Here is a 20,520-nt window from a genome sequence, read left to right on the forward strand (position 1 = left end):
AGCAAGAAGGAAATGGCTCAGTATGGAGAAAGCGTATCGGGATCCGGCTTGCCGGAAAAACCATGCATGCGATTCGCCCATTGCAGCCCGATGATGGCGCCCTTGATCATCGGCAGCAGGACCAGCGACAGCACGATGGTCAGCGTACCGAAGATCACGCCGAGCGACCAGAGCGGCATCTCCGTCTCGATCACGCAGGTGAGGATGCCGGCGACCACGATGTGGCCGACGATCAGCATGGTGAAATAGGGCGGAGCGTCGTCGGCACGGTGATGCGACAGATCCTCCCCGCAGACACTGCAGCGAGGAGCGACCTTGAGATAGGAGGTGAAGATCTTGCCCTTGCCGCAATTGGGGCAACGCCCGAAGGCGCCCCGCCGCATGGCGAGGGCCGCATCGCGCTGCTCGGGCCGATATTCGTTCATCGCCGACTTCCCTTCCCGGCGCGCTTGCCTTTGAGCGCCTTGGCCTTGCGTTTGGCCGCATTGCCCTTGCGATCGGTGATGCGCGGCCGCTTGACCACGCCGACCTTTCGGCCGGGCGCGCGGCGCCGCTGGCCGTCCGAGACGATCTCGAAGCGCAGCGCACCGGCAAAGGGCGCCGCCTCCACCAGCTTCACCGACACCGTGTCGCCAAGCTGGAAGGATTCACCCGTGGCTGCACCGATAAGCTGATGCGCGTTCTCTTCGAAGCGATAATAGTCGTGACCGATCGTCGCGGCGGGCACGAAGCCGTCGGCGCCGGTTTCGAGGAGCTTGACGAACAGGCCCGACTTGATCACGCCGGACACGCGGCCCTGGAAGATCTCGCCGACGTGATCGGCGAGGAAATGGGCGATCAGGCGGTCGATGGTCTCGCGCTCGGCCGTCATGGCGCGTCGCTCGCAGGCCGAGATCCTGCCGGCGATCTCGCTCAGCATGGCAGGCGTCATTTCCGTCGGCAGGCCGTCATCGCCCAGATGCAAGGCCCGGATCAGGGCGCGATGCACGATCAGGTCCGAATAGCGGCGGATCGGCGAGGTGAAATGCGCATATCGGCGCAGGTTCAGGCCGAAATGCCCGATATTGTCGGCTGAATATTCGGCCTGGCTCTGCGAGCGCAGCACCACGTCGTTGACGAGATGAGCGTTATCGGTGCCTGCGACTCTTTCCAAGATGGTGTTGAACTGGCTCGGCCTGAGCGCTCCCTGCTTGGAGAGCGGGATGTCGAGCGTGTGGAGGAACTCGCGCAGGGCGATGATCTTCTCCATCGAAGGCTCGTCATGCACGCGGTAGACCAGCGGCGTCTTCTTGGCTTCCAGCGTCTCGGCAGCCGCCACATTGGCAAGGATCATGAACTCCTCGATCAGCCGGTGGGCGTCGAGGCGCTCGGGAACGACGACCCGGTCGACCATGCCGTTGGGCTTCAAGAGGATCTTGCGCTCCGGCAGATCGAGATCGAGCGGCCCGCGGCTGTCACGCTCCGTCCTGAGGCAGGCATAGGCGGCCCACAAAGGCTGGAGCACAGGAGCGAGCAACGGGCCCGTGACTTCGTCGGTATCGCCGTTGATGGCGCGCTGGGCCTGCTGGTAGGAGAGCTTGGCGGCCGAGCGCATCATCACACGATGGAAGCTGTGGCGCAGCTTGCGCCCATCAGCGGCGATGATCATGCGCACGGCCAGCGCCGGCCTGTCCTCGTTGGCCCGCAGCGAGCACAGGTCGTTGGAGATGCGTTCCGGCAGCATCGGTACGACGCGGTCGGGGAAATACACCGAATTGCCCCGGATCAAGGCTTCACGATCGAGGGGCGAATCCGGCCTGACATAGGCGGCGACATCGGCGATCGCCACGGTCAGGATATGACCGCCTGGATTGGCCGGATCGGGATCCGGCTCGGCATGGACGGCGTCGTCGTGATCCTTGGCATCGGCCGGGTCGATGGTGATCAGCGGCAGGCGCCGCCAGTCTTCGCGACCGGACATCGTCGCCGGCTTGGCCGCCTCTGCCTCCTCCAGCGTGTCCTTGCGGAAGACATAGGGAATGTCATGGGCATGGATGGCGATCAGGCTGATCGCCTTCTCGCTGCCGACCTTGCCGACCCGCTCGACGATGCGCGCCATGGGCGGGCCGTGGCGAGGGCCACGCAGGGGCTCGATGGCGACGAGTTCGCCATCTTCCGCCTTTGCGGCATCGTCGGGACGAACGAGCATCTCGCGGCCCGCATTGCGTTTTTCGATCGGCACGATCTGGCCTTCGCCATTGGGAAGGCGACGGAAGACACCGAGAATGCGCTGGCGCAACCGTTCCAGCACCTTGATCACCCGCCCGGTCGGCTGATGATCCGAGCCGCCGTCGGCCATGCGCAGGAGAACCCGCGACCCCACACCGGGAGCGGCCCCGCCGAAGCGCTTGGGAATGGTCACCACGATGCGCGGCGGCTTGCCGTTGTCCTCGTTCCATTCAGCGGGAGTGGCGATGAGTTCCCCGTCACGGTCACGGCCGGTGATGTCGGCGACGAGGGAGGAGGGCAGGGCGCCGGGGGCATTGAAGCCCTTGCGGCTGCGCTGCACCGCTCCTTCGTCGGCAAATTCGTTGAGCAGATGTTTGAGGGCGATCTTTTCGGCCCCGCCCAGGCCGAATTCACGGGCGATCTCCCGTTTGCCGGCGCGGCCATGCGAGCGGGCAATGAATGCGAGAATGTCTTCGCGGCTGGGCAGGGCGGGTTCCAATGCCTCGGCTTGTTTGTTTTTACGAACCACAGAAATTATTCCGAATTGGCGTTGGCGGCCCGGCATGCCCAGGGAAAGCGGGCAGTGGATCCGGTGTCATCATAGACCAACGCATGGGGTATTTGTCGAAGCCAATCGTGGACATCGCGCATTTCCGCAACGTCCTGCGCGATTGGCAGCTCTGTCTGTCGAAGGAAGAGATTGTCGAAGCGCTCTGCGCGGCGATCCGGATGGATCCCACAGCGCGGCAGAGCCATGTTTGGCAAAACGCGGAACGGCAGGAAACTCAACGTGCCGGGACAGACTGTCCAAAACCCTCGAGCGATCCACAGGCACTGGCGGACGGAGGGACGGTTCGATCGAACCGGACATGGGGCCATATAAGTCCCCATGCTTGGTTTGTCAACGAAAATGCTGCGCTGCAGCATTCTAGCCGCGTGTCCTCGAGAACATGCCGCGTTGACCCACCGAGGAGCGATGATATCGTTTCTGTTTTGCGGGTCCAAACCGGGAGTACGGTATGCGTGGTGCACTGATCGGACTTTACCTCTCATCGACGCTTGTCGCGGCTTCGGGCATACCTGCTCCGGCCCAGGCGCAGGACAGCACCAAGCCCGACGACAATCTCAATGCCGTGCTGTGGGACCAGACCGCCGTGGAAGCCAAGGCCAATGCGACGGCCATGTTCGCCCTGGCGAAGATCAGGCTCGACCAGGCCCTGGCCGACCCCGCCTGGACGGCCGCGCCCGTCGAGCAGACCGGCGATTTCAAGGATCATCCGCCGGCGATCGTCCTCGATGTCGACGACACCTTGCTGAACACCTCCAACTACCAGGCCTGGAACGTCAAGGCGGGGACACGGTTCACGCCGGAGACCTGGACGAAATATGTCAAGGCGCAAGTCGATACCGTCATCCCTGGCGCGGTTGAATTCACCCAATATGCGGCCTCGAAGGGGGTGAAAGTCTTCTACGTCACCAACCGCACAAAGGAGGAGGAAGAACCGACAGTGCAGTTGATGACGAAGCTCGGCTTCCCCGATGGCGGCAATGTCGACACCTTCCTCAGCGCCAAGGAGCAGCCGGACTGGAAGTCGGCCAAGGGCACAAGGCGGGCCGTGATTGCCAGGGATTATCGTATCCTGCTGCTGGTTGGCGATAATCTCGGGGACTTCACCGATGCCTATAAGGGAACGCCGGAAGAGCGCGACAAGGTCTTTGCAGACAATGCGTCCCATTGGGGACATGACTGGATCGTGATCGCCAATCCGACCTATGGCTCGTTCGAATCCGCGCCCTACAAGAGCAATTACGAGCTTTCGGCCGACGAGCAGCGCAAGCTCAAGATCGAGGCGCTGAAGAGCTGGGATGGCCAGTGAGATTGTAAAAGCCGGCGGCGCCCGTCCCCTCACGGTCTGGTACAACACCAGATGCCCGGTCTGCGATGCCGGCATCCGGCATCAACGCAACCGGCTCGTGGAAGCGGTCAAGGCCGGACGCATCGAGTTTCTGGACATCAATCTCGAACCGGATGCCCTCGTGCGTTTCGGCGCCAGCCTCGACGATATCAGGCGACGCCTGCATGCGACGGACGAGGAGGGCCGTCTGCTGGTCGGCGCCGACGTCGCCCTGGCCATCTGGCGGCGCACGCCGGGACAGGCCTGGATCGCCGGCCTGCTCGGTGCACCGGGGATTCACACGCTGACCTGCTTCGCCTATGACCGCTTCGCGGACTTGCTGTTTGCCTGGAACAAGCGCCACGGGCGGTGGTAGCGGACCTGGCTTCCATCACGGCAAGGGAACGGGGATGGCGAGATGGCGTCGGTCAGGTTCCTCCCAGTTATGAGGCCAATAGCTCACCAATGCCACGAGCCGCGGCTTGGCATTGGCCGGCTTGTAGACGAAAAGCGCATTCAGTCCATTGGACTGGGAACAGCCGCGCTCTTGCCCGGAAGCCTCGTCGACATAGACGATTTCATTGTCCCTGTGGTTCTCAGGCAAGGTGCGCACCAGTGAAAAGCTCTTGAGCTTGTCGCGTCCGCGAGCCGCGCAAGCCGCATCGGTGATCGTGCGGGGCAGGACGTCCACCGTGACGTCCCCTCCGGGAACAGCATCGCCGATGCTGAGATTCGTCGCTTCGGCGGCCATGGTGGCGTAGGCCTGGTCCGGGAGTGGTGGATCGAAGAGCCGTGCGCCCTCATACACGGCCTGTCGGGTCGGTTTCTCGCCGATTCCGAGCCTGGCCAGCAGCGGCTCCGCCTTTTTGCGCGCCTCGGTGCGGGCGGCGTCTTCGGCGCCTTCCTTGTCATGCTCGATGGTGAAGGGCGCGTCGGGCACGGATTTGCCCGCGTCGAGATCGATCACGGAGATCGTGCTGTAGGGATGAATCGAGGCATCGTGCGTGCCGTATTCCTCGAAGGCGAAATAGCGACCGTCCTTGGAAAAGCCAATGATGTCGGGCGTGGCGGCATCACCGGCGAGGGCGGTTGCAAGGGCCAGGCCGTTCAGAAGGACTGCGCCGATCAGCCCTGCAACGCGACGAACCATAACACTTGCCTCCAGCCTGCATGAGAAGAGCAGGCTAGAGGCCTGGAGCGCCCTGAGGAAGTCCCGGCGGGAACAGGGTTCCAGCTGGGCCCAGTGATCAATCGGTATCGAACGGCACCTCGTCGGAATCGACGATTGCCTTGGTTGCCTTCTTGGCAGCGGGTTTCTTGGTGGCCGTGGCTTTCTTGGCCGGCGCCTTTTTGGCGGTCGCTGCCTTCTTGGCCGCCGGCGCCTTGCCGCCCTTGGCCGCAATGAGCTCGATGGCCTGCTCCAGGGTCACCGCGTCGGCTTCCATGCCTTTGGGCAGGGTGGCGTTGACCTTGCCATTGGTCACATAGGCGCCATAGCGGCCGGGCTTGACCTCGACGCTGCCGCCACCGGGATAGTCGCCGAGGGGACGGCCCGCCGGCGCACCGGCGCCGAAACGGCGGCCTGAACCTCCGCTTTCCTTGGTGAGGATTAGGGCGATGGCCCGGTTGGCGCCGACGGCCAGTACGTCGTCATCCTTGTCGAGATTGGCGTAGGTCTTCTCGTGCTGGACATAGGGGCCGTAGCGGCCAATGCCCACCAGGATCGGCTTGCCGCTCTCGGGATGCACCGCGACTTCCTTCGGCAAAGAAAGCAGCGAGAGGGCTCGTTCGAGATCGACATTGGCCGCGCTCATGCCGCGGGGCAGGCTGGAGCGCTTGGGCTTCTCGCCTTCGCCGAGCTGGACATAGGGACCGAAACGCCCATCGCGGAGGGTGACGTCGAGGCCGCTCTCGGGATCCGTGCCAAGCTTGCGCGTTCCGGCTTCGCCGCCACCTTCCGCGTCGCCATTCTGTCCGGCACCGGCGGAGAAATTGCGGGTGTAGTGGCATTCCGGATAATTGGAGCAGCCGATGAACGCCCGCCCTTGCCTGGTCAACTTGAGCGAGAGCGTGCCGGTGCCGCACACCGTGCATTGGCGGGGATTAGAACCGTCGCCCCGGTCGGGGAAAATATGCGGCGCAAGCAGGTCGTTGAGGGCGTCGATGACCTGCGTTGTGCGCAATTCCTTGGTGCCGTCGATGGCCGACGAGAAATCGCGCCAGAAGTCGCGCAGCACTTCCTTCCAATCGAGCTCGTGGTTGGAGATGCGGTCGAGCTTCTCCTCCAGGGCCGCGGTGAAGTCATATTCGACATAGCGGGCAAAGAAGCTTTCGAGGAAAGCGGTGACGATGCGGCCCTTGTCCTCGGCCTTCAGGCGCTTCTTGTCGACCGAGACGTAGTCGCGGTCGCGCAAAGTAGCGAGCGTGGCCGCATAGGTCGAGGGACGCCCGATGCCGAGCTCTTCCATGCGCTTGATCAGCGTGGCCTCGCTGTAGCGCGGCGGCGGCTCGGTGAAGTGCTGGGTGGCGGCGATCGCCTTCTTTTCCAGCGTTTCCCCGGACGCCATGGCGGGCAGGCGCTTGCCGTCCTCCTCGTCGCCATCGTCGTCGCGGTCTTCATTATAGAGGGTCAGGAAGCCGTCGAACTTCACGACCTGGCCGGTCGCGCGCAGATCGAGCTTGCGTCCGCCTGCTTCGACCAGGATGTCGACCGTGGTGCGCTCGAGTTCCGCCGACGCCATCTGGCTGGCGACCGTACGCTTCCAGATCAGTTCATAGAGCCGGGCCTGCTCGTTGTCGAGGAAACGGGTGACGTCCTTGGGTGTACGGAAAGGATCGGTCGGCCGGATCGCCTCATGGGCTTCCTGGGCGTTCTTGGCCTTGGTGATGTAACGGCGCGGCGTTTCCGGCAGATAGCCGGGCGCATAGCTCTTGCCGATCATGCTGCGCACGGCGGTGACTGCTTCCGGTGCCATGTCGACACCGTCGGTACGCATATAAGTGATCAGGCCGACCTGCTCACCATTGAGATTCACACCCTCATAGAGACGCTGGGCGATCTGCATGGTGCGGTTGGGCGATAGGCCGAGCTTGCGGCTGGCTTCCTGCTGCAGCGTCGACGTGGTGAAAGGCGGGAAGGGATTGCGCCGGGCAGGCTTGGCCTCGACGCTGGCGACGACGTAACGGCCCCGGTCGAGGGCGTCACGGAAGGCGAGAGCTTCCTTTTCGGTACCAACGTCGAGGCGCTGGATCTTCTGGCCGTCGGCGCCGACGAGGCGCGCTTCGAACAGATCGCCGCGCGGCGTAGCCAGGGTAGCGACGAGGGACCAGTATTCGCGGGCGACGAAGCGCTCGATCTCGAGTTCCCGGTCGCAGACCAGGCGCAGGGCCACCGATTGGACACGGCCGGCCGAGCGGGCGCCCGGCAGCTTGCGCCAGAGCACCGGCGACAGGCGGAAACCGACGAGATAGTCGAGGGCACGGCGGGCGAGATAGGCGTCGACCAGGCCTTCGTCGATCTCGCGCGGCGCCTTCATCGCCTTCAGGACAGCGTCCTTGGTGATGGCGTTGAAGGTCACGCGTTCGACCGGGATATCCTTGATGGCGCGCTTCTGGCGCAGGATCTCCAGCACATGCCAGGAGATCGCCTCGCCCTCGCGATCAGGGTCGGTTGCCAGGATGAGCTTGTCGCTCTCCTTCACCGCCTTGGCGATGTCGCTGAGGCGCTTGCCGGCCTTGGCGTCGTTCTCCCACACCATGGCGAAATCGGCGTCGGGCTCCACCGAACCATCCTTGGCCGGCAGGTCGCGCACGTGACCATAGGAGGCGATCACCTGGTAGTTGGAACCGAGATATTTGTTGATCGTCTGTGCTTTGGCAGGCGACTCAACGATGACGACAGGCATGGGCGGGCCGTTCAATACGCGGAAAACGAAATCTCCCCTGCCAGGAGCTCACCTCGGTGGCCGGCCAAACAGGGCATGGAAACGAGCAGGCCGTCCGGCTTTTCGGCGCGAATAGGCGTCCTGGAACCGTCGACTAACTGCCAGATAAGGGTAAATCCGAAAATTGCAAACTGGCGCATTTGTCAGATTAGGTGGTGTTGCGACCACCAAGGCGGCGGCAAGATGGGCAAAAGGCGAGCTCAAGTCAATTCGACCGACCGGCTTATAACAGCGACACCATACCATTGCCGTGCCGTTCGATTCGTCCCGACATATCGAGCTCGAGCAAGGCGAGCTGAACCCGTCGGGCATCGAGTCCACAGGCTCGCACCAACTCATCCATGGCCACGGGAGAGGGGCCGAGGGCGGCGATCAGCCGATCCTGGTCGGGGTCGCCTGTCGAGACGGCTGGTGGAGTGGAAGGGGAGGCGGGTGAGGTGTCGTCGAAACTGAAGCGAGGTTGAACGGGCCGGCGCGGCGGCGGCGCGGGACGTTCGACCAACGGTGTCAGGGCTTCCAGCACATCGCCGGCATGCCGGACCAGGATGGCCCCTTCACGCAGCAATTTGTTGCTGCCTTCGTTGCGCGGGTCGAGCGGGGAACCCGGGGCTGCCATTAGTTCCCGACCTTGCTCCAACGCCAAGCGGGCGGTGATGAGGGAGCCGGAGCGGGCAGCGGCTTCGATGATGACCACACCGAGCGAAAGGCCCGAGACGATGCGGTTGCGTTTGGGAAAATCGCGTGCCGTCGCTACCCAGCCGAAAGGCATCTCGGAGATGACGCAGCCGGCCTTGCTGATATCCTGCGCGAGCTGCACGTGCTGGGGAGGATAGATGTTGCCCAGGCCGCCACCGACCACGGCGACGGTGCCGTTTGCTATCGTGGCGCTATGGGCCGCTTCGTCGATCCCTCGCGCCAGGCCTGAGACCACGGTGAAACCGGCATTGGCGAGTTCGGCCGCCATGACAGCCGCGAATCGACGCCCCAGCGCGGAGGCATTGCGGGCCCCGACGATGGCGACCATCGGCCGGGACAGGGGGATGAGCGAGCCCCAGGCGGCGAGGAGAGGCGGGGCCGAATCGATGGCAGCCAGGGAGAGCGGGTAGTCGGCTTCGCCCAGCGCCACGAAGCGGGCACCAAGGGTGGCCATCGCCTGCAATTCGCGCTGGAGGCTGGCATCGGACGGCAGCTTGAGGGCTCGACCGCTGCGTCTGGCAATGTCGGGCAAAGCCTCGATCACCGCCCGGGCGGAACCGTGGCTTTCCAGGAGACCCTTGAAGCTGATGGGGCCAATGCCGTCACAGCGGATCAGGCGCAGCCAATCCAGCTTTTCTTCGTCCGAGAGGGTAGGTCCCGGCGAGGTCACGCCTTCTTTCCGATGCGGCTCTCCGTGCCGTTGAGAAGACGGCCGATATTGGCGCGGTGCATGACCCAGAGGGCCACCGAGAGGACTGTAAAGAGCAAAGCTTCACGCTGATAGCCCATCAGCAGCAGCCCGATCGGGCTCAGCAGGCTGGCGGTCAGGGCGGAGGCGGAAGAATAGCGGGTGGTGAAGGCCACCAGGACCCAGACCAATGCGAAGAAGATGGCGATAGGCCAGGCAAAGGCGGCGAGGAGGCCGAGATAGGTCGCGACTCCCTTGCCGCCCTTGAATTTCAGCCAGATCGGGAAGAGATGGCCGACGAAAGCGGCTAGCCCTGCAAAGACCGCAGCCCCATCCCCCCAGAAATGGCGGGCAAGCAGCACGGCGGCCGTGCCCTTGAGGGCGTCGAGAATCAAGGTGGCGGCTGCCAGGTCCTTGCGTCCGGTGCGCAGGACATTGGTGGTGCCGATATTGCCCGAGCCGATGGCGCGGATGTCGCCCAATCCTGCCAGGCGGGTGAGGATCAGGCCAAAGGGGATCGACCCGAGCAGATAGCCGAGCAGCAGCGCCGCCAGCGTCGTCGTCAGGGTCAGGTCGGCAAACATCGGCAGCTCGCTTCGGGAGGAAAAGGCTCGTGCGGCACACTATCGCCACTCGCCAAGGCCCGGCCACGAAAATTTTTGTCCCTATGGGGAGCGGGAGATCAAGGCAGGAGTTTTCCTCAGCCTTTGTCGGGTCGACGGATTGCGATGACCCGGGAGCACGCTAAGGCTTTCCTGGTGAGCCGAGCTGGTTCAATGCTGTATGACACAAGGGCATGCCGCATTTGTAGGAATCGGCCGGCTGAAGGAGATTTGGATGCGTCTTATCGTGGCTTCGGCCTTGTTTTTCGGTCTCGCCGGCGCTGCTCTCGCGCAGCAGCCGACCTACAACGAGCAGGTCGAAAAGGAGTTTCCTGCCTTGGACCGGCTGGTGAAGACCCAGCCCTACAAGGGGGCCTATGGTGCCCTTTTGAAGGAATTGTCGCCCGTTCCCGACTATCTATCCGATGTGCTCAGGCGCAAGGGCGACTACATGACCTTCGGTTCCAAGCAGGTGAGCGTCGATGGTTCGCCTCACCGCGTTGCCATGGTCTGCCCGACCAACGTGACCTGTGCCGAATATGGCAGCGTCTTCCTGTTTACGGCCGATGGCCGCCAGGCCTGGGCGGAGGTCCGCGACGGCGACAAGCCGGTCTATCTGGGCGGGCCCAGCACGGCGCAGAAACAGGCCCTGGACCAGGCCTTCGACGAGTAGGCCGAGAAGCCGGTCGTCATCCCCGGCTGAGCCGCTCACGAGCAGAGCTTGCGAGGAGACGGCCGGGAAGGACGAGCTACCCATTTCGGACGCGAGCCCTCAGCCTCGCTCGAACACCTGCTTGCCGGCGACGAAGGTCCGCGAGACCAGGCCGCTGAGGCGAGCGCCGTCGAAGGGCGAGTTCTTGCAGCGCGAACGCAGCCTGGCGGCGTCGAGCACGAAGGGCACGTCAGGATCGAAGACGATGACGTCGGCGCTGGCGCCCTTGGCGAGGGTGCCGCCGGGCAGGCGCAGGATCTCGGCGGGGCGGGTCGAGAGGGCGCGCAGCAGGCCGATCAGGTCGAGCGAGCCGTCATGCACCAGGCGCAGGCCGGCCGAGAGCATGGTCTCCAGGCCGATGGCGCCGTCAGCCGCTTCCGCGAAGGGCTGGCGCTTGGTCTCGACGTCCTGCGGATTGTGATCGGAGACGATCGCATCGACCAGCCCGTCCTTGATGGCCTGCACCAGGGCCATGCGGTCGTCCTCGTGACGCAACGGCGGTGACACCTTGCAGAAGGTGCGGAAGCCGTCGATGTCGTTCTCGTTGAGGGTGACGTGGTTGATCGAGGTGGAGGCGGTGACGTCGAGTCCGTCCTGCCTGGCTCGGCGCAGCACTTCGATCGAGGCGCGGCAGGTGACGGTGGCGGCGTGATAGCGCCCGCCGGTCAGGGCGACCAGGCGCATGTCGCGTTCCAGCAGCATCGCCTCGGCCTCGGCGGGAATGCCGGGCAGGCCGAGGCGGCTGGCGAACTCGCCCTCGTTCATCACGCCATCGCCGGCCAAATCCCTGTCCTGGGTGTGATGGATGATGAGGGCATCGAAGTCACGCGCATAGGTCAGCGTCCGTCGCATCACCCGCGCATTCATCACGCTGCGCGCGCCATCGGTGAAGGCGAGGGCGCCGGCTTCGCCGAGCAGGCCGATTTCGGTCATCTCCTGGCCGGCGAGGCCCTTGGTCAGCGCCGCCATGGCATGGACATGCACAATGGCGGTGTCGCGGGCGCGGCGCAGCACGAAATCGACCACGGCCGGATCGTCGATCGGCGGATGGGTTTCCGGCGTGCACACGATGGTGGTGACGCCGCCGGCCGCCGCGGCCTGCGAGGCAGTGGCGAGCGTCTCGCGATGTTCGGCGCCGGGTTCGCCCGTCACGGCGCGCATGTCGATCAGGCCGGGGGCGACGACCTGGCCCTCGCAATCGAGGACGGCCGTGTCCTGCCCGACAGCGCCGGCGGTGAGATGAGGCCCGGTATCGGCGATGACGCCGTCTCGAATCAGCAGACCGCCATGCTGCTGGGTCCGGGCAGCGGGATCGGTCAGCAGGGCATTGGCCAGAAGCAGGGGGCGAGCGTTCGTCAACTTTTCATTCCCCTCAGACATTCGGCAGGTTGCGGGCGAGCGCTTCGAGCACGGCCATGCGGACGGCGACGCCCGCTTCCACCTGCTCGCGGATGAGCGACTGGGCACCGTCTGCGACGGCGGTGTCGATCTCCACCCCGCGATTCATCGGCCCGGGATGCATCACCAGCGCATCCGGCTTGGCATGGCTGAGTTTTTCTTCGTCCAGGCCGAAATAGCGGAAATATTCTTTGATCGAAGGAATGAAAGCGCCGGCCATGCGCTCGCGTTGGAGACGCAGCATCATCACGATATCGGCATCGCGCAGGCCTTCCTTCATGTCCCTGTGGATCTCGACGCCAAAGCGGTCGATGCCGGCCGGCAGCAAGGTGGAAGGAGCAATCAGCCGGACCCGGGCCCCGAGCGTGGCGAGCAGCAGGATGTTGGAGCGGGCGACGCGCGAATGCAGGATGTCGCCGCAGATCGCCACCGTCAGCCCGGCGATTCGCCCCTTGTTGCGGCGGATGGTCAGAGCATCGAGCAGGGCCTGGGTCGGATGCTCGTGGGCACCGTCACCGGCATTGACCACGGCGCAATCGACCTTTCGGGCGAGGAGATGCACGGCGCCGGCCTGGTTGTGCCGGACCACGATCACGTCGGGCCGCATGGCGTTGAGGGTGATGGCCGTGTCGATCAGCGTCTCGCCCTTCTTCACCGAGGACGAGCCGACCGACATGTTCATCACGTCGGCGCCGAGGCGCTTGCCCGCCAGTTCGAAGGAGGACTGGGTGCGTGTCGAGGGCTCGAAGAAGAGGTTGATCTGGGTTCGCCCGCGCAGGGCGGACGACTTCTTCTCCACCTGCCTGTTGAAGGCGATGTGCTCGTCGGCCTCGTCGAGCAGGCTGATGATGTCGCTCTCCGTCAGGCCTTCTATGCCGAGGAGGTGGCGGTGCGGATATGTCGCTGAAGCTGGCTTGGTCATCAAAGCCGACTTCATAGGCCTCACAGGTGACGGCAGCAAGGCAGGAGATGCGCCTTGCCCGTTTTTCCACCGCGGGCGTTGGGCCGGATCCCTTGCCTATCCCTCGGACCAATGCTATCGGCGAGGCGATACTCGAACCCGGAAAGGAGGGCTGCGCATGATTATTCGCTGCGATCATCATCGCCAGCGTGGCCCAGTTCAGGCCCTGCAGACGCGTTTGCAGGGCTGACCAGAGGTCGTATCTCCCCTTGCTGGTCCGCCCTTCGTGGCCGTGCAGGATGCGCTCGCATGCGCACCCGCACATCGTCAAACGCCGTGCCTTCGCCTGCATTTCCCGATGGCTGCGTGCCCGGGATGCCGCGTTCGCCGGTCCGGACCAGAGAATAGACCCATGAGCCTGATTACCCTGCGCAATCTCGGCGTGACGCTGAGCGCACCGCTGTTTTCTCAACTCAACCTCAGCATCAATGCCGGCGACCGTATCGGCCTGGTGGCCGCCAATGGCCGCGGCAAGTCCACTTTGCTGCGCTGCATCGCCGGCACGATAGAGGCCGGGGAGGGCGACATCACGAGGTCGCGCGGCCTGACGGTCGGCCACGTCGAACAGCAGGTGCCGCCTGCGCTCCTCGAAATCCCCTTTTACGACGCCGTCCTCGCGGCGTTGCCCGAAGAGACGCAGGCCAGCGAAGCCTGGCGGGTCGACGTCACCCTCGATTCGCTGCAGGTGCCGGACGACCTGCGCCAGCGGGCACTCGGGCAGTTGAGCGGCGGCTGGTTGAGGCTCGCCATGCTGGCCAGGGTCTGGGTCAGCGAGCCCGATCTGCTGCTGCTCGACGAGCCGACCAACCATCTCGACCTTGCCAAGATCGCCCTGCTGGAAGACTGGCTCAACGCCTTGCCCCGCGACGTGCCGGTGCTGGTGGCGAGCCATGACCGCGCCTTCCTCGATGCGACCACCAACCGCACGCTGTTCCTGCGTCCGGAACGCTCGCAGCTCTTCCCCCTGGCCTATTCCAGGGCGCGGGCTGCGCTGGAGGACGCCGACGCTGCCGAGGAACGACGCTATCAGCGCGACATCAAGGCGGCCCAGCAATTGCGCAAGCAGGCGGCGAAGCTGAACAATATCGGCATCAATTCCGGCAGCGACCTTCTGGTGGTCAAGACCAAGCAGCTGAAGGAGCGGGCCGAGCGCCTGGAGGAAGCGGCAAAGCCGGCCCATCAGGAGCGCTCGGCAGGTGCGGTTCGCCTCGCCAGCCAGGGCACGCATGCCAAGGTGCTGGTCACGCTGGAGGATGCTGCCGTGACGATCCCGGATGGCACGCTGCTGTTCCGGACCGGCCGGCGCTTCATCTGCCAGGGCGATCGTATCGTCCTGCTCGGCCGGAACGGCGCGGGCAAGAGCCGCCTCATCGCCTTGCTGCGCCGTGCCATTGCACAGCCTGATGCCAGCGTGGAGGGCATCAAGGCAACGCCCGCGCTGGTCCTGGGCTATGGCGATCAGGCTTTGGCCGATCTCGACGACGGGCAGACGCCACACCACGCCCTGACCCATCGCTTCGAGGTCGGTGACCAGCGGGCGCGCTCGCTGCTGGCCGGGGCCGGCATCGCCATCGAAAAGCAGGCCCGCCCGATCGGCCAGCTTTCCGGCGGCCAGAAGGCGCGCTTGGGCCTGTTGATGCTGCGCCTGGCCGAACCGAACTTCTATCTCCTCGACGAGCCGACCAATCATCTCGACATTGAGGGCCAGGAGGCGCTGGAAGGGGAATTGCTGCGCCCCAATGTCAGCTGCCTGCTGGTCTCGCATGACAGGAGCTTCGTGCGGGCCGTCGGCAGCCGCTTCTGGCTGATCGAGGGCCGGAAACTCATCGAGGTGGACGGACCGGAGGCATTCTTCGCCTCTGCCAGCCAAATGGGAGGCTGATTCTTCAGGTCGGCTCTCTTGTCTGGCCATGCGCACGATCGGGAGAACGGGCAGGATACCCGGCATTGCCGTGTTTTTTGGATGGGCCCTTTCCCATGTTTCGAAAGGGCCTTTCCCCTCCGGAGGTTGGAATATTTCCCTTGTCCGGGCACGGGAGCTGGCTCTTAATGCCCGTGCCGGGGGGCGCCGAACAAGAACAACGGGGGAGAACGCTCATGGCAGGCGCGGCGGCAGGTCAGTCGAAAGCGGGAACCGTACTCAGGGTCACCAGCGGCAACTTCCTCGAAATGTTCGATTTCTTTCTGTTCGGGTTCTACGCTACCCAGATTTCCCAGGCCTTCTTTCCCTCCCAGAACGAAACGACGTCTCTTCTGCAAGCCTTCATGACCTTCGGGGCCGGTTTCCTGATGCGGCCGCTCGGCGCGCTGTTCCTGGGTGCCTATATCGATCGCATCGGCCGGCGGCAGGGGCTGATCGTCACGCTCGGCATCATGGCGATGGGCACCGTGCTGATCGCCATGATGCCGGGCTATCAGACCATCGGCGTGCTGGCCCCGATCCTGGTGCTGGTCGGACGGTTGCTGCAGGGGTTTTCGGCGGGCGTTGAACTGGGCGGCGTCTCCGTCTACCTCGCGGAGATGGCGACTCCAGGCAACAAGGGCTTCTATGTCTCCTGGCAATCGGGCAGCCAGCAGGTCGCCATCGTCGTCTCGGCCCTGATCGGCTATGCGCTCAATCACCTGTTCGTGCCGGAGACCATCAGCGATTGGGCCTGGCGTATACCCTTCTTCATCGGCTGCATGATCGTGCCGCTGCTGTTCTTCCTGCGCCGGAGCCTGGAAGAGACGGCCGAGTTCGAGGCGCGCCAGGTCCGCCCGACCCTACAGCAGGCCGTGTCCTCGCTCCTGCAGAACTGGCAGGTCGTGCTGCTCGGCGTAATGCTGGTGCTGATGACCACCGTCTCCTTCTATCTCATCACCGTCTACACGCCGACTTTTGGCAAGAGCGTGCTCAAGCTCTCCGAGTCCGATGCCCTCGTGGTCACTCTGTGCGTCGGCATCTCCAATTTTATCTGGCTGCCGGTGATGGGCGCGTTGTCGGATCGGGTCGGGCGCTTTCCCATCCTGGCGATCTTTTCCTTCCTGATGCTGGTGACCGCCTATCCCGCGCTTTCCTGGCTGGTCAGCGCGCCGAGCTTTGTGCGCATGCTGGAGGTCGAGCTGTGGTTTTCCTTCCTCTATGGCAGCTATAACGGCGCTATGGTGGTGGCCTTGACCGAGATCGTGCCGGCCCATGTCCGCACCACCGGTTTCTCCCTGGCCTACAGCCTCGCCACGGCGCTCGGCGGTTTTTCGCTGGCGATCTCCACCTGGCTGATCTCCCTGCTGCAGAACAAGGCGGCTCCGGGGCTGTGGCTCTCGGTGGCGGCTGCTTGCGGATTGATCGCGGCGCTGCTCATCTATCGCACGAAGCTGGCGAGCAGCCGGCCGGATCCGGCTTCGGCGTTCTAGAACAACCGGGCCTTCATGCCTGAAAGCTGGTTTTCTCTAACCTTTTGTTGGATAAGGCCCTGTGTATTCCGGCAGATCGCGGAACGCTTCGGGGGATGATTGTCGCAAATGTCGGATGTCGTGAGATTGGGGCGAGAGGCCGCCTGGACACTCGCCCATGGCGCCTGCCGGGGGGCGGGTGCCAGTGAGGTGATTGCAAGGTCGCTCGCCGATGCCATCGTCGCTGCCGAATGGGCCGCGCGCCCCTCGGTGGGCCTTGCGCATCTGCGCGATTATCTGGCCGGCTTTACCTCGGGGCGGATCGCCACCAATGTGGAGCCGGAGTTCGACGATCCGGCCTTGGCCGTCATCCGCTCGGATGCGAAGGGCGGCATCGCCCAGCTCGGCTTCGACAGGGCCTATCGGGAGTTATGCAGCCGGGCCGGCCGCTATGGCCTGGCGGTCTTCGCCCAGCGCAACAGCTATACCACTGGCGAGCTCGGCTATTATGTGCGCCGCCTGGCCGAACAGGGATTGGTGGCCATCGCCGCGTCGAATGGCCCGGCCCTGATGGCGGCCGCATTGGGCAGCGAGGCGGTGTACTGCACCAATCCGCTGGCGTTCGCGGCACCTGTCGCAGGCGGGCCGCCTTTGGTGATCGACCAGGCCTCCAGCGCCACGGCCTTCGTCACCGTCCGGAAGGCCGCCGAGAAGGGCGAGGCCATTCCCGAGGGCTGGGCGGTCGATGCACAGGGGCAGCCGACGACCGATGCGAGCGAGGCCGTCAAGGGAGCGCTCCTGGCTTTTGGGGGCGCGCGAGGCGGCAATATCGCGCTGATGGTGGAGGTGCTGGCAGCCGGCATCAGCGGGGCGAACTGGTCGCTCGACGCCCCGCGTTTCATGACCGGCGAGAAGAGCCCGGGCACGGGCCTGTTCGTCCTCGCTCTGAAGCCTGATCTCCTGGAGCCGGACTTTGCCGATCGCCTGAAGAAGCAGTTGGAAAGGCTGTCCGGCAAAGGCGTGCATATCCCCGGCCGCAAGCGTGCCGAGGACACTATCGAAATTCCCAAGGCTGTGATCGAGGCGCTGGAGCGGCACGGACGCTGAGCGGTCTCGCCGTTGCGGCTCCGTCTGACGATTTTCGCCAAATCTTTGATTCGGTTTCGAAAATCGTCAAGTGTCCAAGGCTCGGATGCGTCGGTATCTTCCAGACTCGGTATATTTTCAATGGATCCGCGCGCCTTGGCGGCGCAGTTCCTGCTGGACCTGCGCGATCTCCAGATCGTGGAAGGAGCGCCCGCTCTTCAGGGAAACTGCGGCAGCCGCGCCTGCGCCCTGGCCGGCGACGGCGCAGCACATCATGTTGCGCACGGCGGCATGTGAAACCTTGTCGCCGCCAATGCTGCGGCCGGCAACGATCAGGTTTTCGATCTTCTGAGGCAGCATGGCGCGATAGGGCACATGGAAATAGCGTCCGGTCGTCGGCAGGATCAGGATGCCGTAGCCGTCGATGAATTCGGGGAAGATGCCGATCGAATCATCAAAACGGGCCTGCTCGCGCACATCGGACCCGACCATATTGTAGAGGGCGTCGATCTTGCGGGTATCGCGGATGCCGATCGTCATGCCGAAATTGCGGAGCTTGGCGGTTTCGCAGCCCGGCATGTAGCGGCGCAAGGCCTCTACCGCCATCACGGCCTGGCGCCGCCCCTCGATCTCGCCTTTGGTGAGGTCGTTGGGATCCGTCCCGTCCAGCTCGGGCAGATGCACCAGATTGAGATAAGTCAGGTCGCCCTGGTCGGAAACCGCGCCCCAGGTGCCGCAGATCGTCGACAGATTGGCGGGAATTTCTCCCGCTTCGATTGCCTTCCTGAACGGCTTGCGCAGGAAGGGCGAGAACATCGAGTCCTCCTTGCCGGTGGTTTCGACCGTCCATTCGCCACCACCCCAGTCCTTGTAGGTCTGCGGATCGGTCTTCACCGCCTCGAGGAAGCGGCGTTTGTCGACGCCGCACATCGAGAACATCACCGAGGCGGCCTGCATCTCTTCACGCGGCGTCTTGTAGGTAGGAACACCTGCCCGGAAGGCGATATCGGCATCACCGGTCGCATCCACCACGCGCCTGGCCAGGATGGCTTCGCGGCCGGCCTTGCTTTCGGTGATCACACCCCTGATCGCGCCGTCCTCGACGATGGTGCCCACCACCAGCCTGTGGAGCAGGGGACGAATTCCGGCTTCCTGCACAAGGACATCGGCGACATATTTGAACAATTCGGCGTCGAGCGCCTGGCTGTCGGATTGCGGCTCGGGTTGGGCCGCACCCATGGCCTTGGCGCGCTGTTCGAACTCGATGCCGATGCCCTCGCTGTCGACCGTGTTTTCATGCCGATACCAGGCAAAGCCTTCGACGCCGACCTGCGTGATGTTGCCACCGAAACAGCCATGGCGCTCCAGCAACGTGGTTTCGGCACCGGCCCGGGCGGCGGCGAGGGCTGCTGCCAGCCCCGCCGGGCCGCTGCCGACCACCAGGACGTCCGTTTCCAGGATGACGTCGATCCGGCGCGCCGGTTCAGTGATCGTTCTCATGATGCTATCGCCCATAGCCCAGGCGATCCAACGCGCCTTGCAGAATGAAGGATGCCGCCATTTTGTCGACGACTTCTGCCCGCCTGCGACGCGAAGCGTCGGCTTCGAGCAAGGTTCGGGTCACGGCCGCCGTGGACAGGCGCTCATCCCACAGGGCAACCGGCAGGTCGCTCAGGCGCTGCAGGTTGCGGGCGAAACTCTCCGAGGCCTGAGCGCGCGGACCTTTGCTTCCATCCATGTTGAGGGGATAGCCGAGTACCAGGCCGCCGACCTCGTGTCGGGCGCAGAGAGCGAGCAACTGCTCGGCATCGGCGGTGAATTTGGTGCGGCGGATCGTTTCCAGGGGCGAGGCGATGGTGAGCATCACGTCGGATAGTGCCAGGCCGATCGTCTTGGTGCCGAGATCGAGGCCGAGCAGGCGCTGGTTGGCGGGCAAATTTTCGGCGAGGTCGAAGAGATCAACAATCAAGGAAATATCTCTGGGAGCGAGCGTCCCGGGATTGGCGCCCGGCTGCAATGCCGATAGCATTTTGGGGGCTGCGGGCGTTATGGTTTTCTAGGGCATCGCGCCGAAAAGTGGAGGCCGGTTTTCGGCAAAAAGATGCGAGAGCAACGGGCTTCCGCATCGGACCCGATTTTGAGATCGGGTTCGTTGCTGTACTCATGACACCAACCTCATTGTTCAAGGAATTGTCCAAATGCGTATTACCTGGCTCGGCCACGCCGCTTTCCGGGTCGAATTCGACGGCAAGGCCGTGTTGTTCGACCCCTTCCTGAGCGGGAATCCCTCTTTCAAGGGAGACCGTGCCGCCGTCAGCGCCGGCATCAGCCACATATTGCTCACCCATGGCCATGCCGACCATGTCGGCGACACCATCGAGCTGGCGCGGGAAACCGGTGCGACGGTGGTCTCCAACGCCGATCTGGTGACCTTCCTGGCGGGTAAGGGCGTGGAGAAGGTCGAGCCGATGAACACCGGCGGTACCGTCGATCTCGGCGGATTCAGCGTCACGATGGTGAGAGCCGATCATTCGGCCAGTCTGATCGACAATGGCGTCAGCATTGCCGTCGGCAATGCCAATGGCCTCATCCTCAAGGCGCCGGGCCAGCCGACGCTCTATCATCTAGGCGATACCGACATCTTCTCCGACATGGCCCTGATCGCCGAACTGCATCAGCCCAAGATCGGCCTGGTGCCGATCGGAGACCGCTACACCATGGGCCCGCAGACAGCGGCACTGGCGGTGAAGCGCTATCTCGGCCTCGATGTCGCCATTCCCTGCCACTACGCCACCTTCCCCGGCTTGGTGAGCAATGCCGATACCTTCGCCGCGGGGCTCGCCGGCACCAAGACGCGGGTGCTTGCCCCCAAATCCGGTGAGAGCGTGGAAGTCGGGTGAGGATGCATGGCCGAGTCGCGGGTAGCCTGCCTGCGACTCGGCGTCCAAAGCGGTGGCT

Annotated in this window: 17 protein-coding genes; 7 read left to right on the plus strand and 10 right to left on the minus strand. The window is 64.3% G+C overall.

Going from position 1 to position 20,520, the window contains the following annotated elements; genetic code table 11:
* Positions 1–17: 17 nt before the first annotated feature.
* On the minus strand, positions 18–425 hold the full coding sequence (locus ACTJKX_RS04830; RefSeq protein WP_311934827.1) for a DUF983 domain-containing protein: 408 nt from the start codon (positions 423–425) through the stop codon (positions 18–20).
* Positions 422–2,737, minus strand: a complete 2,316-nt coding sequence (rnr, locus tag ACTJKX_RS04835) for a ribonuclease R (RefSeq protein ID WP_440724545.1) — start codon at positions 2,735–2,737, stop codon at positions 422–424. Before rnr ends, ACTJKX_RS04830 begins: the two co-directional genes overlap by 4 nt.
* Before the next feature lie 490 nt (positions 2,738–3,227).
* On the opposite strand from rnr, the gene ACTJKX_RS04840 reads away from it, so the two are divergent.
* Both ACTJKX_RS04840 and ACTJKX_RS04845 read left to right on the plus strand, forming a co-directional pair.
* Positions 3,228–4,085 (plus strand): 5'-nucleotidase, lipoprotein e(P4) family, encoded by an 858-nt coding sequence (locus tag ACTJKX_RS04840; RefSeq protein ID WP_440724546.1) that lies wholly within the window; start codon positions 3,228–3,230, stop codon positions 4,083–4,085.
* Positions 4,075–4,479 carry a thiol-disulfide oxidoreductase DCC family protein gene (locus tag ACTJKX_RS04845; protein WP_311934824.1) on the plus strand — a complete coding sequence of 135 codons (405 nt, stop codon included), beginning with the start codon at positions 4,075–4,077 and terminating at the stop codon, positions 4,477–4,479. The genes ACTJKX_RS04840 and ACTJKX_RS04845 overlap by 11 nt, the downstream gene beginning before the upstream one ends.
* Before the next feature lie 15 nt (positions 4,480–4,494).
* Here the strand turns inward: ACTJKX_RS04845 and ACTJKX_RS04850 are convergent, their stop codons facing one another.
* The 4 genes from ACTJKX_RS04850 to plsY form a co-directional block, all read right to left on the minus strand.
* Positions 4,495–5,253 carry a DUF2259 domain-containing protein gene (locus ACTJKX_RS04850; RefSeq protein WP_440724547.1) on the minus strand — a complete coding sequence of 253 codons (759 nt, stop codon included), beginning with the start codon at positions 5,251–5,253 and terminating at the stop codon, positions 4,495–4,497.
* A 97-nt stretch (positions 5,254–5,350) separates the two neighbouring features.
* On the minus strand, positions 5,351–8,008 hold the full coding sequence (topA, locus tag ACTJKX_RS04855; protein ID WP_440724548.1) for a type I DNA topoisomerase: 2,658 nt from the start codon (positions 8,006–8,008) through the stop codon (positions 5,351–5,353).
* Positions 8,009–8,270: 262 nt separating this feature from the next.
* Positions 8,271–9,413: a DNA-processing protein DprA gene (gene dprA, locus ACTJKX_RS04860; RefSeq protein WP_440724549.1), complete on the minus strand. Its 1,143-nt coding sequence runs from the start codon at positions 9,411–9,413 to the stop codon at positions 8,271–8,273.
* On the minus strand, positions 9,410–10,015 hold the full coding sequence (plsY, locus tag ACTJKX_RS04865; RefSeq protein WP_311934820.1) for a glycerol-3-phosphate 1-O-acyltransferase PlsY: 606 nt from the start codon (positions 10,013–10,015) through the stop codon (positions 9,410–9,412). Before plsY ends, dprA begins: the two co-directional genes overlap by 4 nt.
* Positions 10,016–10,268: 253 nt before the next feature.
* Between plsY and ACTJKX_RS04870 the strand changes: the two genes are divergently transcribed.
* Positions 10,269–10,706, plus strand: a complete 438-nt coding sequence (locus ACTJKX_RS04870) for a hypothetical protein (protein WP_394308803.1) — start codon at positions 10,269–10,271, stop codon at positions 10,704–10,706.
* A 99-nt stretch (positions 10,707–10,805) separates the two neighbouring features.
* On the opposite strand, the gene ACTJKX_RS04875 is transcribed toward ACTJKX_RS04870, so the two are convergent.
* Entirely contained in the window at positions 10,806–12,104 is a 1,299-nt protein-coding gene (locus ACTJKX_RS04875; protein ID WP_440724550.1) for a dihydroorotase, read from the minus strand.
* Between the two features lie 13 nt (positions 12,105–12,117).
* Entirely contained in the window at positions 12,118–13,065 is a 948-nt protein-coding gene (locus ACTJKX_RS04880) for an aspartate carbamoyltransferase catalytic subunit (protein WP_311934817.1), read from the minus strand.
* Between the two features lie 391 nt (positions 13,066–13,456).
* Here ACTJKX_RS04880 and ACTJKX_RS04885 point away from each other — a divergent pair, with 391 nt between their 5' ends.
* The 3 genes from ACTJKX_RS04885 (at position 13,457) to ACTJKX_RS04895 (ending at position 17,583) form a co-directional block, all read left to right on the plus strand.
* Positions 13,457–14,986 (plus strand): ABC-F family ATP-binding cassette domain-containing protein, encoded by a 1,530-nt coding sequence (locus ACTJKX_RS04885; protein WP_440724551.1) that lies wholly within the window; start codon positions 13,457–13,459, stop codon positions 14,984–14,986.
* Between the two features lie 215 nt (positions 14,987–15,201).
* Positions 15,202–16,497 carry an MFS transporter gene (locus ACTJKX_RS04890; protein WP_440724552.1) on the plus strand — a complete coding sequence of 432 codons (1,296 nt, stop codon included), beginning with the start codon at positions 15,202–15,204 and terminating at the stop codon, positions 16,495–16,497.
* Between the two features lie 108 nt (positions 16,498–16,605).
* Positions 16,606–17,583, plus strand: a complete 978-nt coding sequence (locus ACTJKX_RS04895) for an Ldh family oxidoreductase (RefSeq protein WP_311934814.1) — start codon at positions 16,606–16,608, stop codon at positions 17,581–17,583.
* A gap of 117 nt (positions 17,584–17,700) precedes the next feature.
* Here ACTJKX_RS04895 and ACTJKX_RS04900 read toward each other — a convergent pair whose 3' ends face one another.
* Both ACTJKX_RS04900 and ruvX read right to left on the minus strand, forming a co-directional pair.
* On the minus strand, positions 17,701–19,062 hold the full coding sequence (locus ACTJKX_RS04900) for an FAD-dependent oxidoreductase (RefSeq protein WP_440724553.1): 1,362 nt from the start codon (positions 19,060–19,062) through the stop codon (positions 17,701–17,703).
* 4 nt (positions 19,063–19,066) lie between these two features.
* On the minus strand, positions 19,067–19,531 hold the full coding sequence (gene ruvX, locus ACTJKX_RS04905) for a Holliday junction resolvase RuvX (RefSeq protein ID WP_245443533.1): 465 nt from the start codon (positions 19,529–19,531) through the stop codon (positions 19,067–19,069).
* A gap of 229 nt (positions 19,532–19,760) precedes the next feature.
* On the opposite strand from ruvX, the gene ACTJKX_RS04910 reads away from it, so the two are divergent.
* The gene (locus ACTJKX_RS04910; protein ID WP_311934812.1) at positions 19,761–20,462 is read left to right on the plus strand and encodes a metal-dependent hydrolase; all 702 of its coding nucleotides are present in this window, start codon (positions 19,761–19,763) and stop codon (positions 20,460–20,462) included.
* Positions 20,463–20,520: the final 58 nt, after the last annotated feature.

The organism is Labrys sp. 22185, assembly GCF_052045555.1.
Classification (GTDB): domain Bacteria; phylum Pseudomonadota; class Alphaproteobacteria; order Rhizobiales; family Labraceae; genus Labrys; species Labrys neptuniae.

What these genes read in the sequence shown, in the direction of transcription:
- topA (WP_440724548.1), bottom strand. Translation starts at nt 8,008, where the DNA reads ATGCCTGTCGTCATCGTTGAGTCGCCTGCCAAAGCACAGACGATCAAC.
- ACTJKX_RS04870 (WP_394308803.1), top strand. Translation starts at nt 10,269, where the DNA reads ATGCGTCTTATCGTGGCTTCGGCCTTGTTTTTCGGTCTCGCCGGCGCT.
- plsY (WP_311934820.1), bottom strand. Translation starts at nt 10,015, where the DNA reads ATGTTTGCCGACCTGACCCTGACGACGACGCTGGCGGCGCTGCTGCTC.
- ACTJKX_RS04840 (WP_440724546.1), top strand. Translation starts at nt 3,228, where the DNA reads ATGCGTGGTGCACTGATCGGACTTTACCTCTCATCGACGCTTGTCGCG.
- ACTJKX_RS04895 (WP_311934814.1), top strand. Translation starts at nt 16,606, where the DNA reads ATGTCGGATGTCGTGAGATTGGGGCGAGAGGCCGCCTGGACACTCGCC.
- ACTJKX_RS04880 (WP_311934817.1), bottom strand. Translation starts at nt 13,065, where the DNA reads ATGACCAAGCCAGCTTCAGCGACATATCCGCACCGCCACCTCCTCGGC.
- ACTJKX_RS04845 (WP_311934824.1), top strand. Translation starts at nt 4,075, where the DNA reads ATGGCCAGTGAGATTGTAAAAGCCGGCGGCGCCCGTCCCCTCACGGTC.
- ACTJKX_RS04890 (WP_440724552.1), top strand. Translation starts at nt 15,202, where the DNA reads ATGGCAGGCGCGGCGGCAGGTCAGTCGAAAGCGGGAACCGTACTCAGG.
- ACTJKX_RS04900 (WP_440724553.1), bottom strand. Translation starts at nt 19,062, where the DNA reads ATGAGAACGATCACTGAACCGGCGCGCCGGATCGACGTCATCCTGGAA.
- ACTJKX_RS04885 (WP_440724551.1), top strand. Translation starts at nt 13,457, where the DNA reads ATGAGCCTGATTACCCTGCGCAATCTCGGCGTGACGCTGAGCGCACCG.
- ACTJKX_RS04830 (WP_311934827.1), bottom strand. Translation starts at nt 425, where the DNA reads ATGAACGAATATCGGCCCGAGCAGCGCGATGCGGCCCTCGCCATGCGG.
- ACTJKX_RS04850 (WP_440724547.1), bottom strand. Translation starts at nt 5,253, where the DNA reads ATGGTTCGTCGCGTTGCAGGGCTGATCGGCGCAGTCCTTCTGAACGGC.
- ACTJKX_RS04910 (WP_311934812.1), top strand. Translation starts at nt 19,761, where the DNA reads ATGCGTATTACCTGGCTCGGCCACGCCGCTTTCCGGGTCGAATTCGAC.